This is a genomic window from Allobosea sp. LjRoot237 (assembly GCF_964253285.1).
Classification (GTDB): Bacteria; Pseudomonadota; Alphaproteobacteria; order Rhizobiales; family Beijerinckiaceae; genus Allobosea.
Genome location: NZ_CAXUQP020000001.1, coordinates 1,426,156 through 1,441,025 on the forward strand (window position 1 = coordinate 1,426,156; position 14,870 = coordinate 1,441,025).

Here is a 14,870-nt window from a genome sequence, read left to right on the forward strand (position 1 = left end):
GCAGGCTGGCTTCCGCTCTATCTTGCGCCATGGATCTGATCAGCCAAGGCGATGCATTGCTGGAGATGCCGCTCCAGGTGGGGGAGCATGCCCGCCTGTTCACGGCAGCGCGCTTTGCCGGGCTGGAGTGCCTGTCGGCAAAATTCTCGACCCACACCTATTCGCCGCACGCCCACGAGACCTTCGCGGTCGGCACGATCCTGGAAGGTTGCGAGCTCTGGCATGCGCGCGGCCGCACGCTCTTTGCCCGCACCGGCGACCTCGTCTTCAACCATCCGCTCGACGTCCATGACGGCGCGCCGAGCGAGGGCGGCTATCGCTACCGGATGACCTATCCGACGATCGAGCTGATGCGCGAGGTCGCGATCTCGCTCACCGGCGACGAGACGATCGGCACGCCCTTCTTTCCCGAACCGACCGTGCAGGACCCGGAAGGGTCGGCCCTGTTCTCGGACGCGCATCGCGCGCTGGAGGAGGGCGGGGATGGGCTCGCCGGCGAGGAAGGCCTGCTGCGCGCCTATGGCTGGTGCCTGTCGCGCCATGCCGATCTTTCCGTGCGCGATGTCGGGCGGGAGCGTGGGCCGATCGCGCAGGCCAGGGAGCTGCTCGAGCAGCGTTATGACGAAGACCTGTCGCTGGCGGACCTCACGCAGCGCTCGGGCCTGCCGCGGCATCATCTGATCCGGGCCTTCCGGCGCGAGACCGGGCTGACGCCGCATGCCTATCTCGTCGATGTCCGCGTCCGCCGTGCGCGCGAGCGGCTGCGGCGCGGCGAATCCCCCGGCGCGGTCGCGGCCGCCACCGGGTTCTGCGACCAGGCGCATCTGACCCGCGCCTTCAAGGCGAGGCTCGGCGTGACGCCGGGCGTCTTCCGCGCCGCCCATCACGGCTGATGGACAGACCATGAGTTGGAAAGACGAAGCCCGGGCCGGGCTGAATGACATCTGGCCGGCGGCGCTCGCGGCCGTGCCGATCGGCCTGCTCTTCGGCGCGCTCGCGGCCGGCAAGGGGCTCTCGCCGCTCGAAGTTTTCCTGATGAGCGTGCTCGTCTTCGCCGGCGGGGCGCAATTCGCCGCTGTGGAGCTCTGGGCAAGTCCGGCGCCGATCGTCGCGCTGGTGTTCTCGACGGCACTGATCAATGCCCGCCACATCCTGATGAGCGCCTCGATCGCGCCGAAGCTCAAGGGCTTCTCGACCGCCCAGACATTCGGCGGGCTGTATTACATGGCTGACGAGAACTGGGCGCTGGCAGAAAAGCGGGCCCGAACCCATCCGGTGACGCCGGCCTACTGGTTCGCCATGATCGTGCCGTTCGTGCTTGGCTGGCTGACGACTTCGACGACGGGCGCGATCATCGGCGCTGCCCTCGGCGACCCGAAGCGCTACGGCGCCGACTTCGCCTTCACCGCGCTGTTCATCGCGCTGACCGCCGCTTTCTGGAAGGGGCGGGTCACCGCCTGGACCGTCGCCGCGGCCGGCCTCGCCTCGGCGCTGGCTTACAAGCTCGCCGGGCCGCCTTGGCATGTGCTGGCAGGTGCACTCTGCGGCCTTGCCGCCGCCTGGATCGCCGCGGGCGATCTCGCCGAGAAACCCATCGAAAGCCCGGCCGAATGAGCCTCGATCCGATCAATCTCGCCGCCTTCCTCGGCATGGCGCTGGTGACCTATCTCACCCGCATCGCGGGGCTCGCCCTCGTCGGCCGACTCAACCTTTCGCTGCGAGCGCAGGCCGCCTTCGACGCGATTCCGCCAGCTGTGCTGATCGCCGTGATCGCGCCGAGCGCATTGGCGACCGGCTGGCCGGAGACGGTCGCAGCATTGGTCTGCGGCCTGGCGGCAACGCGTCTGCCGCTGCTCGGCGTGGTTGCCGTCGGTGTCGCGACCGTGGTTGCCTTGCGCATGGTGGCCTGAGGCCGGCCGGGAGGAAGCGCATGCGAGCCGTGATGGATTCCGTCGTCGATGCCATCGGCGGCACACCGCTTGTCCGGCTCGATCGCTTGACGCGTCATCTCGGCGCCAGCGGCACCATCCTCGCCAAGCTCGACTACCTCAATCCCGGCTTCTCGAAGAAGGATCGGGCTGCACTCGGCATCATCGCGGAGGCGGAAGCGTCGGGCACGCTGAAGCCGGGGCAGACCGTGGTCGAGCTCACCTCGGGCAATATGGGCACCGGGCTTGCGATCGTCTGCGGGATCAGGGGCTATCCTTTCATCGCCGTGATGTCGAAGGGCAATTCCGAGGAGCGCGCCCGGATGATGCGGGCGCTGGGCGCGGAAGTGGTGCTGGTCGACCAGTTGCCGGGCTCGGTGCCGGGACAGGTCTCGGGTGGCGATCTCGATCTCGTCGACAAGGAGGCGAAGCGGATCACCAGGGAGCGCGGCGCCTTCCGTGCCGACCAGTTCCACCGCGACGGCAACTGGCTTTCGCATTACCGCACGACCGGGCCGGAGCTTTGGGAGCAGAGCGGCGGGACCATCGACGCCTTCGTTGATTTCATCGGCTCGGGCGGCAGCTATGCCGGGGTGACCAAGGCGCTGAAAGAGCGCAGCCAGGCTGTGCGTTGCTATGTCGTCGAGCCGGCCGGGGCCGCTGCCGCGGCGGGCGAGGCAGTCACCAGGCCAGACCATCCGATCCAGGGCGGCGGCTATGCGATGGCCGATCTCGCCTTCCTGAAGGATGGGTCGGTCGACGGTTACCTGCAGGTCACCGGCGAGGAGGCGCGCGAGATGACACGGCTGCTGGCGCGGCATGAGGGGATTTTCGGCGGCTTCTCGGCCGGGGCGAATGTCGCTGCGGCGTTGCAGCTGCTGCGTGGAGCTGAGGCGGGGAAGACGATTGCCGTCCTCATCTGCGATTCCGGGTTGAAGTACTTATCTACGGATCTGTGGGGGTAACTGGCTGCAGGAAAGAGCGCGAGGAACCCCTCTCCCGGATGGGAGAGGGGCAGGGGTGAGGGACCGCCGCCGCTCATTGAAGCTCAACGGCACCGTCGTACCTTCTGTGGATAGGGCAGGCCCTCATCCCTACCCTTCTCCCACACGGGAGAAGGGTTCCCCGCACTCTGCATCCGGATATTCGCGTCACCTTGCCAGGAAGGGTGGGGTGCGTCCTCCTCACAACGGCAGGCACGCCTGCTCCAGCCAGGCCTTCGCCTCGCCCTCGACCAGCGGGGCGAGGTTGCTCCAGACCTGGGCGTGATAGGCGTTGATCCAAGCGAGTTCGCCCTCATCGAGGAGCGAGAGGTCGATCAGCGCCTGCTCATAGGGGCACCAGGTCACCGTCTCGAAGCCGTACATGGTGCGCTCGGCTCCGGGGATCTGGCGCTCCTCGACGATGATCAGGTTCTCGATGCGGATGCCGTAGGCGCCTTCCTTGTAGTAGCCGGGCTCGTTCGAGAGGATCATGCCCGGCTCGAGCGGCGTGGTGCCGAGCTTGGAGAGGCGCTGCGGCCCCTCATGCACCGAGAGGTAGCTGCCGACGCCATGGCCGGTGCCATGGTCGAAATCGAGCCCGGCCTGCCAGAGCGGGGCGCGGGCGAAGGCGTCGAGCTGGGCGCCGGACGTCCCCTTCGGGAAGACCGCGCGCGAGATCGCAAGATGGCCCTTGAGCACGCGGGTGTAGCGGTCGCGCATCTCGGCCGTTGGCTCGCCGACCGCCATGGTGCGGGTGATGTCGGTGGTGCCGTCCTCGTATTGCCCGCCGGAATCGACCAGGAAGATGCCGGGCTCGATCCGGCGATTGCTCGCTTCGGTGACGCGGTAGTGCGGCAGGGCCGCATTCGGGCCGGCGCCGGCGATGGTGGTGAAGGAGACGTCGCGCAATTCACCGGTCTTCAGCCGCTCGGCTTCCAGCGCGGCGACAGCGTCGATCTCGGTCAGCTCGCCCTTGGGCGCCTCGCGCGCCAACCAGGACAGGAAGCGGACGATCGCCGCGCCATCGCGCAAATGCGCCTGCCGGCTGCCGTTGAGCTCCGCCTCGTTCTTCTTCGCCTTCATCAGGGCAATCGGGTCGGTGCCGGCGTCCGGCGTGCCGCCGGCATCCCGGATCAGCGTGGCGAGCGCCGAAGCTGCCGTGCTGGAATCGAGCCGGACCTTGGCCTTGGCTGCACCGAGCGCCTTGAGCTGCTGTTCGAGCGCCTGGGGCGGGGCGATCTCGCCGAGCGCGCCGATGGCGTCGCCGGCCTCGTTGGTGATCTTTTCCGGCGCGAGGAAGACGGTCGGCCGGCCTTCGCGCGGCACGATCGCGTAGCCGAGCGGCAGAGGCGTGTGCTCGACATCGCCGCCGCGGATGTTGAAGGCCCAGGCCAGCGCGTGCGGATCCGATAGGACGAGCGCATCGACCTTGGCCTTGGCGAGCTCCTTCTGGATACGAGCGAGCTTGTCGGCGCTGCTCTCACCAGCATAGGCGGCCGGATGCGCCTTGACTGGGGCGGTCGGCGGCGCCGGGCGGTCGCTCCAGAGCGCATCGATCGGGTTCGGCGTGACCGGGACGAGCATGCCGCCGGCCGCGGCGGTGCCCTTCTCCAGCTTGGCGACGCCATCGACGGTATGGAGCCAGGGATCGTAGCCGAGTTTGCCGCCGGCCGGCAGGTTGGCCTCGACCCATTTGTCGAGCGGCGTCTCCTCCATCTTGGTCGGTGTCACGACGCTCGTGTCGGTCTGCGCCGCCGACTGGATGGTGTAGCGGCCGTCGACGATCAGGGCTGCCTTGTCGGCGAGCACGATTGCGTTGCCGGCCGAGCCGGTGAAGCCGGTGAGCCAGGCAAGGCGCGCCATATGGGCGGGGACGTACTCGCCCTGGTGCTCGTCGGCGCGCGGGATGATGAAGCCGTCGAGGCCTTGCTTCGCCAGCGCGGCGCGTAGTGCCGCGACACGCGGCGCGACCTGCGTCGGGTCGCTCGGCTCGGAGAAGGACTGGAAGCGGCAGGCGGCTTTCGATCGCGATTCGGTCATGTCGGGCTCTGAGGCTGGATTTCAGCCATGCTCGCCTCGGTGCCCCTGAAAGGCCAGTGCAAAACTGCCGTTTCGCCTCTGCTTTCGAAGCAGGCGCACATTGGCTCGCATTTGAGCGGATTGCCTCTTGGTTATGCGGTATGCGCAGTCGTTAACGGATTTCTGTTTCCGTTATGCGTTTCTTGCATGTTGTGCATATGCGAACGTATCTTCTCGCAAGTGCGAAGAGGGTCCATCTTAGTCGCATAAGAGAACGAGGAAGCGACCGGGACTGTCCTTCGTGATCTGAGGAGAGACCCTATGACTTATGTGCTGAATTCCACCGACGTCCTGCCGGCCGCGACACGCGCCGAGACGACGGACAAGAAGACCGCCGGCCAGGGCTTCTGGCAGCGCCTCTATGCCGCGATGATCGAGAGCCGTCGCCGTTCGGCGATGCGTGAGCTGCGCGCCCATAGCTATCTGGTGCGCGAGAGCGAGCTGGTGCTCGGCGGCTTCCCGGCGACGACGCTGAAAAGCGACGCCGAGCTGCCGTTCAATCGTTGACTGCAACCGCTGAACGTCAAGCGCCGCAGGCCGCGAACCGCGCCGCGCGCAACCAACAAGGAACCAAGATCATGATCGCCATCATCAAGCACACCTATGACTCGATCGTCGACGCCGCCAAGTTCGCTGCGGCCGTCTGGCATGATGCCCGCGCCATGCAGGCGCAGGCCGAAGAGAAGTACGGCCATCTCGGCTTCTGAGCGGTAACGGCGGCGAGACCCGTCGCCGTTGCTCAAAGCGTAGGGCCTAGTAGAGGCGGCGTGGCCTGGTGGCTGCGCCGCCTCTTTTCATGACCAAAGTCGCCCAGCCCTCGCGCGAGGTGCGCCGCGCCAGCGCCACGCCCTGATGGCGATAGGCCGAGACCACGCCGGCGACGTCCATCTCCAGCAACCCCGAAAGGATCACCGTGCCGTCGTCCGACAATGCGCGGGCGATCGCGGGCGCGAGCTTGCGCAGCGGGCCGGCCAGGATATTGGCGAAGATCAGGTCGAAATGGCGCGGCCGGTTCGCCTTGGCGTGGCGCAGGCCCGGCGCGACATAAAGATCGAGCGCCTGCGGCGCGTGGTTGATCCGGGCATTGTGAGCCGAGACCTCGACCGCGATCGCATCGATGTCGCCGGCGACGACCTTGCGCTTGACCTGCTTGGCGAGCGCCAGCGCCAGAATGCCCGTGCCGGTGCCGACATCGATGGCGTGCTTCGGCCGGCGCTTCTTCAATTCGGCATCGAGCGCGAGCAGGCAGCCGGCCGTGGTGCCGTGATGGCCGGTGCCGAAGGCGAGCGCCGCCGCGATCTCGATGGCGACATCGTTGATGCGCACCGCTTCGCGATCATGCGAGCCATGGACGAGGACGCGGCCGGCCCGCACGGGCTGCAGGCCTTCGAGGCTGGTTGCGACCCAGTCCTTCTGGTTGACGGTCGTGAACGGGGTGGAATCGACGCTGTCGCCGACGATCGGGCGCAGCATGTCGCGCACGGCGTCCTCGTCCGGGTGCGTCGCGAAATAGATCTCGACCTTCCACGGGGCGTTGAGCGAGAGCGTGGTGACGCCGGTCTCGACCTCGAACGCGGAGACTGCGGTCTCGGTCGGGTCGAAGACCTCGCCGAGCAGCTCGGTCAGGGCTCGCGCCTTGTCGCCGCTGGTTTCAAGTTCGAGGACGGTCGCGACCGTCGATGGCAGAAGGCCTTCGCGCATGGCGGGGAATTAGCAGGGCCCATGAGGATTGTCATTCGTTGTCGGGAGGACTTGGCAAGCTTGCGGTGCGGCCTAAGCTGCCGCGCAACCTGGGCCGGAGACATCCGCCATACTCTCGCATGTCACGATCGGCGCGAATGATTTCGAGCGCTCCTTCCACTTTTACTCCAACCTGTTCGAGGCGCTCGGCCATCGCCGGCGTTTCCTCGACCCGGGAAAATTGGCCGGGTGGCAGCATCAGGATGGCGGAAGACCATTCTTCTTCCTGACCAAGCCCTTCGACGGCGAGCCGGCGACGACGGGCAACGGCCAGATGATCGCGCTCCTCGCTGACGACCGGGCGACGATCGATCGCAGCCACGCCGCGGCGCTGGCGAATGGCGGGTCCTGCGAAGGGCCGCCGGGCCTGAGGCCGCATTATCATCCCGACTATTACGGCGCCTATTTCCGCGATCCGGAGGGCAACAAGCTTTGCATCTGCTGCCACAAGGCGGAGTAGGCGCCGCAATTGACCCGGCAATTGCGCAGAAGGCGAAGCCGACGAAGCAATCCAGGGAGCCGTCGAGCGAGCCCTCCTGGTTTGCTTCGCATACGCTCGCAATGACGGCCGGCGCTCAGCCGTGTTGCGCGTTCAGCTGAGCGAAGACCGCCGCGACCTGGCCGTTTTCGGCGGCGAAGCGCAGCGGCTTGCAGCGCTCGACGATGATCTCGCCCGTGGCCGGGGCGCTTTCGAGCAGCGCCATCACCTCGCTGGTGAACTCCGGCAGCGGCATCGCCATGGGATCGACCGCCTGCTGCGGGCCGAGCAGTTCGGTCTGGACATAAGGAGGAGCGATCTCGATGACCTCGACCGATGTCTTCTTCAGCTGCTCGCGTAGCGCCATCGACCAGGCATGGATCGCCGACTTGGTCGCGCTATAGGTCGGCGTTGTCGCCAGCGGCACGAAGGCAAGGCCGGAGGAGACGGTCAGGATCGCCGAGCGCGGCTGCGCCAGCAGGTGCGGCAGCAAGGCGGCGGTCAGCCGGATCGGCCCGAGCAGGTTGGTGCCGATTGTCTCCTCGGCCGTGCCGAGGAAATCGCCGGCTGCGACCGCCTCGCTGCGCATGATGCCAGCATTGTGGATGACGACGTTGAGCTCCGGAAAGCTTTCGATCGCCTGCCGGGCGAAGGCAGCGACATCGTCCCTGTCCTGGATGTCGAGCACGAGGGCTTCCATTCCCGGATTGGCCGTCGTCACCTCCTCGAGCAGCCGCTCGCGCCGGCCTGAAATGATCACCTGGTTGCCGGCCCTGTGGAAGGCCTCAGCGAGCGCGCGGCCAATGCCGGAGCCGCCGCCGGTGATCAGGATGGTGTTGCCGGTGATGTTCATCGCAAATCCCTTTCCTGGTTGCGGACCATCAGCTGGCGTCGATACTCTTCATCGGAAAGAAGGCTCCCGAAAGTTCGATACGCACCAAAAGGAGAGTGTCAGATGCATGCGATCCGCGAGGCCATGGCGGTGATGCACAAGCGCAGCGAGGCGATCCCGCCGGTGTCGCCCGCGGTCGAGTCGCTGGTGCGCCAGGTCATCGCGCAGGTGGCCGACAAATGGACGATGCTGGTGCTGGAGGCGCTGGAGGAGCGCGGCACGCTGCGCTTCACCGAGGTCGGGCGCGCGGTCGGCGGCATCAGCCAGAAGATGCTGACCAAGACGCTGCGCGAGATGGAGCGCGACGGGCTGGTCGTCCGCACCGTCCACCCGGTGATCCCGCCGCATGTCGACTACACGCTGACCGATCTCGGCTGCGAGCTCAGCGCGGCGTTCTGCGGGGTGTGGAGCTGGGCCGAGATCTACTACGCCGAGGTCTCGGCGGCGCGGAAGGCGTTCCGGGAGCGGGAGGAGAGGTAGGGGCGCCAATTGCCCTGCGCTGCTTCTTGATACTCAAAATAGCAATGGACCGTTGTCGGGAAATCAGCACTTTTCTTGACGACGTCGGAGACAGGGCGTAGAAAAAATGCACGTCTGCGGAGCGCAGTTTGGACCTGCACCTCGCAGACGCTCCTTACCCTTTTGGAAGGGGCAGGAAAGGTTGGGCCGCTGCTAGCGGCTTACCGATGTTGTCCGGGCGATGTGCCACATCGCGCCTCTCCTTTCTCTCCGGGGTCGTGCTTCGCGCGTGTCCCCTGGCAGGTATGCCGCGCTAAGCTGGAGCTCTTTTTGGCGGTGGCTGATTATCAGCTGCCGCCATCATTTTCGGTGATCGAAATAGTAATGCGTCCCTTGGACTTCGAAAGCAGTTTGAATATCCCCGCTGCGGCGCGGAGCCACTCGGCTTGATCTTCCACCGACCATTCAGAGAATTTTTCAGTCTCTGGAATTTCGTCCAGCAACCCCTGAACAAAAGGATGGTACTTCATCGGAGGGGCGGCCGGGCTGCTGTTGTTCGTATTTTGAGTTGCAGCATGTTCATTCGGCGGATGGGTCTCATCTCGCCTTTTATGTTTGGCAGCTTTCTTATTATTGGAGGAAGCAGAAACCGTTTTTCTTGCTAGCAGATGCTGCGAAAGCGTAATTTCTGCCATTTTTGCGCCAGATATAAAAAAGGCAGCTATCTTATCGACCGTCGATCCTTGGACATCAAATTCATTTCTAATGTGTTCGTCGAATTGACCCGCAGTTATAGTCCTCAAATTGACGCTGTCTTTGAATAAAGAGGGGTATCCTTGAGTAATAACTTCTCTGAGAAGGGATTTTCTTTCGTCATCTGATGATTCAACAAGAGAAGTAAATCTCTCGGATGGAATTCCGGCGTCATCTATAAGTTTAAGAAATTTGAGTGCCGCAATTACACTGTAAGATATGCTGCCGGAGGCGTTGCCAAAAACAGACGGATCAATTCGCCCCGGAACGACGGTGTCTCGCAGTTTATTGAGAAATCCAAGAAAAGAACCAAACGTCGCATAGGGCGGCGAAATCACCTTAGGCTTGTCGCTCACGGTCTCCCTCCCAGCGCTGACTGCACGCTTCTGCTTACTGCGACACAGCGCAGAGCGTCAATAGCCGAAAGGGGTTCAGCGCAGAAAAATTTACAGAAGCTCTGAATTCGCCTCTGTTGCGACCTGCTTATTCTTTTTGTTTTTCCTTCCGGTTTCGCTTCCGGTATTTTTTCTGCAGTGTTTTTTCCAGCGCAAATATCTGATGCAAAATGTTTTTTGTGGCTTTCTGCATGACCGTCAAAAATATCGCTAGGTTTTTTGCACGAAGCTATCCAGCACCATTTTCCTGCCGGCCTTGTCGAAATCGACGGTCAGCTTGTTGCCGTCGACGCTCGCCACTGAGCCGGGGCCGAACTTGATGTGGAAGACCCGGGCGCCCGCGTCGAAGGCCGAGGTGCCGGTCGATTTCGCCGTCAGCTCGCCCTCGATCAGCATCGGGCCGCGCTGGCGGCTGGCGAAGCCGGTCCCCTGGCCGAAGCCGCGCTGGCCGGCGTCGGAGAAGCCCGAGCCGCCGCCCGAATTGAACTTGGCCTTGTTTTCCTGCGCCCGCTGCCAGCCCGGCGTCTGGTAGGAGGAGCCGAAGCTCTCCATGCGCTCGAAACGCGAGGCGCCATAGCCGCCCTGGCTGTAGGTCGAGGCGGCCTGGACGACCTCGACATGGTCTTCCGGCAATTCGTCGATGAAGCGCGAGGGCAGGCTCGACTGCCAAAGGCCGTGGATGCGCCGGTTCGAGGCGAAAAAGAGCTTCAGCCGCTTGCGGGCGCGGGTCAGGCCGACATGGGCGAGGCGGCGCTCCTCCTCGAGGCCGGCGCGGCCGTTTTCGTCGAGGGCGCGCTGGCTCGGGAACAGCCCTTCCTCCCAGCCGGGCAGGAAGACGGTGTCGAATTCCAGCCCCTTGGCGGCGTGCAGCGTCATGATCGAGACGCGGGCGCCGCCATCGCCGCTGTCGGCGTCCATCACCAGCGAGACGTGCTCGAGGAAGGCCGGCAGATCGGGGAACTCGTCGAGCGAGCGGACAAGCTCCTTCAGGTTCTCCAGCCGGCCGGCGGCGTCGGCGGAGCGGTCCTTCTGCCACATCTCGGTGTAGCCTGATTCCTCAAGCACCAGCTCGGCGAGCTCGCCTTGCTGCATGCTCTCAGCCCGTGCCGACCAGCGGCCGAAGGCCTCGACCAGCTCGCGCAAGGAGGTGCGGGCCTTGGGCTTGAGCTCGTCGCTCTCGACCACGGCTCTCGCCGACTGCAGCAGGGAGAAGCCGGTCGCCCGCGCATGATTGTGCAGGATCTGGATCGTGGCGTCGCCCAGCCCGCGCTTGGGCACGTTGACGATGCGCTCGAAGGCGAGGTCGTCGGTCGGCGAGACCACACAGCGCAGATAGGCCATGGCGTCGCGGATCTCAGCGCGCTCGTAGAAGCGCGGGCCGCCGATCACCCGATAGGGCACACCGACATGAATGAGCCGCTCCTCGATCTCGCGCATCTGCGCGGAGATGCGCACGAGAATGGCGGCCTCGGCGAGGTTCTCGCCCTTGGACTGCATCGCCTCGACCTCGTCGGAGATCAGGCGGGCCTCCTCCTGGCTGTCCCAGGCACCGGTGATGGTGACCTTCTCGCCGGGCTCGTCCTCGGTGCGCAAGGTCTTGCCGAGGCGGCCTTCGTTTCGAGCAATCAGTTTGGAGGCAGTGGCGAGGATATGGCCGGTCGAACGATAATTGCGCTCGAGCCGGACCACGGTCGCGCCCGGAAAATCGTGCTCGAAGCGCAGGATGTTGTCGACCTCGGCGCCGCGCCAGCCATAGATCGACTGATCGTCGTCGCCGACGCAGGCGATGTTGCGCCGGCCCTGAGCGAGCAGACGCAGCCAGAGATACTGGGCGACGTTGGTGTCCTGGTACTCGTCGACGAGGATGTAACGGAAGCGCTCGTGATAGCTCGCCAGCACGTCCGGATGTGTCCGGAACAGCGTCAGGCAGTGCAGCAGCAGGTCGCCGAAATCGACGGCGTTCAGCGTCTTCAGCCGGTCCTGATAGGCGGCATAGAGCTTGCCACCCTTGCCGGACGCGAAAACACCGGCCTCGCCCGGCGGCACGTCCTTGGGCGCAAGGCCGCGGTTCTTCCATGAGTCGATGAAGCCGGCCAGCATGCGGCCGGGCCAGCGCTTCTCGTCGATCCCTTCCAACTGGATCACCTGCTTCATCAGGCGGATCTGGTCGTCGGTGTCGAGGATGGTGAAGTCGGAGCGCAAATCGAGCAGCTCGGCATGGCGGCGCAGCAGCTTGGCCGAGATCGAGTGGAAAGTGCCGAGCCAGGGCATGCCTTCGGCGACCGGGCCGACGAGATGGGCGACACGCTCCTTCATCTCGCGCGCCGCCTTGTTGGTGAAGGTCACCGACAGGATCTGCGAGGGAAAGGCGCGGCCCGTCGCGATCAGATGGGCGATGCGGGTGGTGAGCACGCGGGTCTTGCCGGTGCCGGCACCGGCCAGAACCAGTACGGGCCCATCCGTCGCCTCGACCGCCAGGCGCTGCTCCGGATTGAGGCCCTGCAGATAGCCGGCCGCCGGCTGCGCCGCCGCGCGCGATGCGAGGCCGCCGGGGCGAGGCAAGGGGGCGGAGGTCGTGTGGTCGGACAAAGTTGACGGCTCGATCGTGATTCGTTCTGCGGTCAATATAGGGTGTCGCGCGCGCGATTGCTGGATCATGCTGTGGAGGAACGGATGGTCCAAGCCAAACTCCGTGAGCCCTCATCCTGAGGAGCGGGCGAAGCCCGCGTCTCGAAGGATGGTCCAGGGGGTTCGGGAGGCGACTGGAGCATCCTTCGAGACGCCATTTCTGACGAAATGGCTCCTCAGGATGAGGGCTGAAGGAGTTTAGATTGCAGGAGCGCCCGATGCCGTCAGCAGGATCATCGCCGGGGCATGCCCATCAGGTCACCAATCAGGTGCCGCCGCTGCAGGACTACGACGCCTATGCCGCCGACCCGGTGCTGAGGGCCGCCATCGCGGCCTTCGACGCCGGCTGGGCGGATGAGCGGCTACACGAGGCGGGCCGCACGGTCGGGGCGGCTGAGACGATCGAGATGGCGCGGCTTGCCAACCGGCATGGGCCGGAATTGCGCAGCCATGACCGCTTCGGCAACCGGATCGACCAGATCGAGTTCCATCCGGCCTGGCACGCGCTGATGGCCCGCGCCATCGGCCAGGAGACGCATGCGCTCGCCTGGAACCGGCCGGGGCCGGGGGCGCAGGTGGCGCGGGCCGCCCTGCAATATCTCTGGTATGGCTGCGAGAGCGGCATCTGCTGCCCGATCTCGATGACCTATTCGGCGATCCCGGTGCTGAAGCAGGACCGGGCGCGCTGGGCCGAGTGGGGCGCGCTGATCTCCTCGAAGACCTACGACAAGAGCCAAGGACCGGCCGCGGACAAGGCTGGCGCGACCGTCGGCATGGCGATGACCGAGACGCAAGGCGGCTCGGATCTGCGCCAGACCCAGACCATCGCCTATGACAACCGCGACGGCACCTATTCGCTGCACGGGCAGAAATGGTTCTTCTCGGTGCCGCATTCCGACCTCTTCCTGACGCTGGCGCGCAATGAGGAGGGCATCTCCTGCTTCGTCGTGCCGGGCTGGCGGCCGGATGGCGAGCGCAACGGCATCGCGATCCAGCGCCTCAAGGACAAATGCGGCAACCGCTCGAACGCCTCCTCGGAGGTCGAGTTCAGGGGGGCGATCGGCCATATGCTGGGCGAGCCGGGCAGGGGCCTGCGTACCGGCCTGTCGATGAACCACAACACAAGGCTCGACATCGCGGCTGCCTCGGCCGGGCTGATGCGGCAGGCTGTGATGCTCGCCGGCCATCACGCCCAGCATCGCACCGCCTTCCAGCGCCAGCTGATCGACCAGCCGATCATGCAGAACGTCCTCGCCGACCTCGCCATCGAGGCGGAGGCCGCCGCCTGGCTCGCCTTCCGGCTCTTCGCCGCCGTTGATCGGCAGGAGCAGTCGGAGAGCGAGAAGCTGCTGGCCCGGATCGGCGCGCCGCTGGCGAAGTACTGGGTGGCGAAGCGCACGCCCGCGGTCGTGGTCGAGGCGCTGGAATGCCATGGCGGCAACGGCTTCATCGAGGAAAATCCGATGGCGCGGCATTATCGCGAGGCGCCGCTCAACTCGGTCTGGGAAGGCTCGGGCAACGTCATCTGCCTCGACGTGCTGCGCTCGCTCGAGCGCGAACCGGGCTCGTTGCAGGCTTTGCGCGCCGAGTTCCACGCCGTCTCCGGCCAGGACCGGCGCTACGATGCGGCATTGCAGGCGCTGGACAACGACCTGCACGAGCTCATCCGCCATGAGGGCCAGGCGCGCCTGCTGACCGAGCGGCTGGCGCTGATGCTGCAGGGCGCTCTGCTGATCCGCCATGCGCCGCACGCGGTTGCCGACGCCTTCGTCGCGACGCGCCTCGGCGGTCATTGGTCCGGCCATTTCGGCGACCTGCCGCTGGCGGTCGATGCGGCGACGCTGGCGCGGCGGGCGCTGCCGGAGGTTTGAAGGGAGAGCGCGGGGAACCCCTCTCCCGGATGGGAGAGGGGCAGGGGTGAGGGACCGCCGCTGATTATTGGACCGCGACGGCTCCGTTGTGCCTTCTGCGGATAGGGCAGGCCCTCATCCCTGCCCTTCTCCCACTCGGGAGAAGGGTTCCTCGCGCCTTACTTTCCCGGGGCGAGCCTCACCCCGCTTCCGCCTCGAAATCCATCGCCACGCCGTTGATGCAGTAGCGCAGGCCGGAGGGCGGCGGGCCGTCGGGGAAGACGTGGCCGAGATGGCCGCCGCAATTGGCGCAGTGGACCTCGACCCGGCGCATGCCGAAGCTGTGGTCGACGCTCTCTTCGACCGCGCCTTCCAGCGGCTGGTCGAAGCTTGGCCAGCCGGTGCCGCTCTCGAACTTCTTGTGCGACCGGAACAGCTTCTGGCCGCAGCCGACACAGGAGAAGGTGCCGGCGCGCTTCTCGAAGTTCAGCGCGCAGGAGCCGGCCCGCTCGGTGCCATGGCCACGCAGGACCCGGTACTGCTCGGGCGTCAGCTTCTCGCGCCACTCAGCATCGCTGAGCTGGAAGGGGAATTCGCGCTCCGGCTTGCCGGTGTCGTTCCCACCCTTGGCGAACATGTCCATCAGGCCCATGCGAGGCTCCTTTCCGCGCTGTCTTGTCGGGAT

The 14,870-nt window shown here is 65.7% G+C and carries 15 protein-coding genes; 9 read left to right on the plus strand and 6 right to left on the minus strand.

Translation table 11 applies throughout. The features are described 5' to 3' along the window. The first annotated feature begins 29 nt into the window (after positions 1 to 29). The 4 genes from ACSQ24_RS06905 to ACSQ24_RS06920 are packed head-to-tail and all read left to right on the plus strand — an operon-like array spanning position 30 to position 2,893. Entirely contained in the window at positions 30 to 893 is an 864-nt protein-coding gene (locus ACSQ24_RS06905) for an AraC family ligand binding domain-containing protein (RefSeq protein ID WP_436093971.1), read from the plus strand. A gap of 10 nt (positions 894 to 903) precedes the next feature. Next, on the plus strand, positions 904 to 1,614 hold the full coding sequence (locus ACSQ24_RS06910) for an AzlC family ABC transporter permease (RefSeq protein ID WP_436093972.1): 711 nt from the start codon (positions 904 to 906) through the stop codon (positions 1,612 to 1,614). After that, positions 1,611 to 1,910: an AzlD family protein gene (locus tag ACSQ24_RS06915; protein ID WP_436093973.1), complete on the plus strand. Its 300-nt coding sequence runs from the start codon at positions 1,611 to 1,613 to the stop codon at positions 1,908 to 1,910. The genes ACSQ24_RS06910 and ACSQ24_RS06915 overlap by 4 nt, the downstream gene beginning before the upstream one ends. Before the next feature lie 20 nt (positions 1,911 to 1,930). Further along, the gene (locus tag ACSQ24_RS06920) at positions 1,931 to 2,893 is read left to right on the plus strand and encodes a PLP-dependent cysteine synthase family protein (RefSeq protein ID WP_436093974.1); all 963 of its coding nucleotides are present in this window, start codon (positions 1,931 to 1,933) and stop codon (positions 2,891 to 2,893) included. 219 nt (positions 2,894 to 3,112) lie between these two features. Here the strand turns inward: ACSQ24_RS06920 and ACSQ24_RS06925 are convergent, their stop codons facing one another. Beyond that, positions 3,113 to 4,951 carry an aminopeptidase P family protein gene (locus ACSQ24_RS06925; protein ID WP_436093975.1) on the minus strand — a complete coding sequence of 613 codons (1,839 nt, stop codon included), beginning with the start codon at positions 4,949 to 4,951 and terminating at the stop codon, positions 3,113 to 3,115. 300 nt (positions 4,952 to 5,251) lie between these two features. Between ACSQ24_RS06925 and ACSQ24_RS06930 the strand changes: the two genes are divergently transcribed. Continuing rightward, positions 5,252 to 5,497 carry a hypothetical protein gene (locus ACSQ24_RS06930; RefSeq protein WP_436093976.1) on the plus strand — a complete coding sequence of 82 codons (246 nt, stop codon included), beginning with the start codon at positions 5,252 to 5,254 and terminating at the stop codon, positions 5,495 to 5,497. 71 nt (positions 5,498 to 5,568) lie between these two features. Next, entirely contained in the window at positions 5,569 to 5,697 is a 129-nt protein-coding gene (locus ACSQ24_RS06935) for a hypothetical protein (RefSeq protein WP_436093977.1), read from the plus strand. A 46-nt stretch (positions 5,698 to 5,743) separates the two neighbouring features. Here the strand turns inward: ACSQ24_RS06935 and ACSQ24_RS06940 are convergent, their stop codons facing one another. Further along, positions 5,744 to 6,691 carry a 50S ribosomal protein L11 methyltransferase gene (locus ACSQ24_RS06940; RefSeq protein ID WP_436093978.1) on the minus strand — a complete coding sequence of 316 codons (948 nt, stop codon included), beginning with the start codon at positions 6,689 to 6,691 and terminating at the stop codon, positions 5,744 to 5,746. 109 nt (positions 6,692 to 6,800) lie between these two features. Here ACSQ24_RS06940 and ACSQ24_RS06945 point away from each other — a divergent pair, with 109 nt between their 5' ends. After that, the gene (locus ACSQ24_RS06945) at positions 6,801 to 7,190 is read left to right on the plus strand and encodes a VOC family protein (protein WP_436097836.1); all 390 of its coding nucleotides are present in this window, start codon (positions 6,801 to 6,803) and stop codon (positions 7,188 to 7,190) included. A gap of 115 nt (positions 7,191 to 7,305) precedes the next feature. Here the strand turns inward: ACSQ24_RS06945 and ACSQ24_RS06950 are convergent, their stop codons facing one another. After that, positions 7,306 to 8,061: an SDR family oxidoreductase gene (locus ACSQ24_RS06950; RefSeq protein WP_436093979.1), complete on the minus strand. Its 756-nt coding sequence runs from the start codon at positions 8,059 to 8,061 to the stop codon at positions 7,306 to 7,308. Between the two features lie 102 nt (positions 8,062 to 8,163). Between ACSQ24_RS06950 and ACSQ24_RS06955 the strand changes: the two genes are divergently transcribed. Continuing rightward, positions 8,164 to 8,580, plus strand: a complete 417-nt coding sequence (locus ACSQ24_RS06955) for a winged helix-turn-helix transcriptional regulator (RefSeq protein ID WP_436093980.1) — start codon at positions 8,164 to 8,166, stop codon at positions 8,578 to 8,580. 326 nt (positions 8,581 to 8,906) lie between these two features. Here the strand turns inward: ACSQ24_RS06955 and ACSQ24_RS06960 are convergent, their stop codons facing one another. Both ACSQ24_RS06960 and ACSQ24_RS06965 read right to left on the minus strand, forming a co-directional pair. Further along, on the minus strand, positions 8,907 to 9,668 hold the full coding sequence (locus tag ACSQ24_RS06960; protein ID WP_436093981.1) for a DUF5343 domain-containing protein: 762 nt from the start codon (positions 9,666 to 9,668) through the stop codon (positions 8,907 to 8,909). Between the two features lie 249 nt (positions 9,669 to 9,917). Next, complete coding sequence (locus ACSQ24_RS06965) at positions 9,918 to 12,296, minus strand: ATP-dependent helicase (RefSeq protein WP_436093982.1); 2,379 nt, start codon at positions 12,294 to 12,296, stop codon at positions 9,918 to 9,920. Positions 12,297 to 12,553: 257 nt separating this feature from the next. Here ACSQ24_RS06965 and ACSQ24_RS06970 point away from each other — a divergent pair, with 257 nt between their 5' ends. Further along, positions 12,554 to 14,206, plus strand: a complete 1,653-nt coding sequence (locus tag ACSQ24_RS06970; RefSeq protein WP_436093983.1) for an acyl-CoA dehydrogenase family protein — start codon at positions 12,554 to 12,556, stop codon at positions 14,204 to 14,206. 178 nt (positions 14,207 to 14,384) lie between these two features. On the opposite strand, the gene msrB is transcribed toward ACSQ24_RS06970, so the two are convergent. Further along, positions 14,385 to 14,822: a peptide-methionine (R)-S-oxide reductase MsrB gene (gene msrB / locus ACSQ24_RS06975; RefSeq protein ID WP_436097837.1), complete on the minus strand. Its 438-nt coding sequence runs from the start codon at positions 14,820 to 14,822 to the stop codon at positions 14,385 to 14,387. Positions 14,823 to 14,870 lie beyond the last annotated feature (48 nt).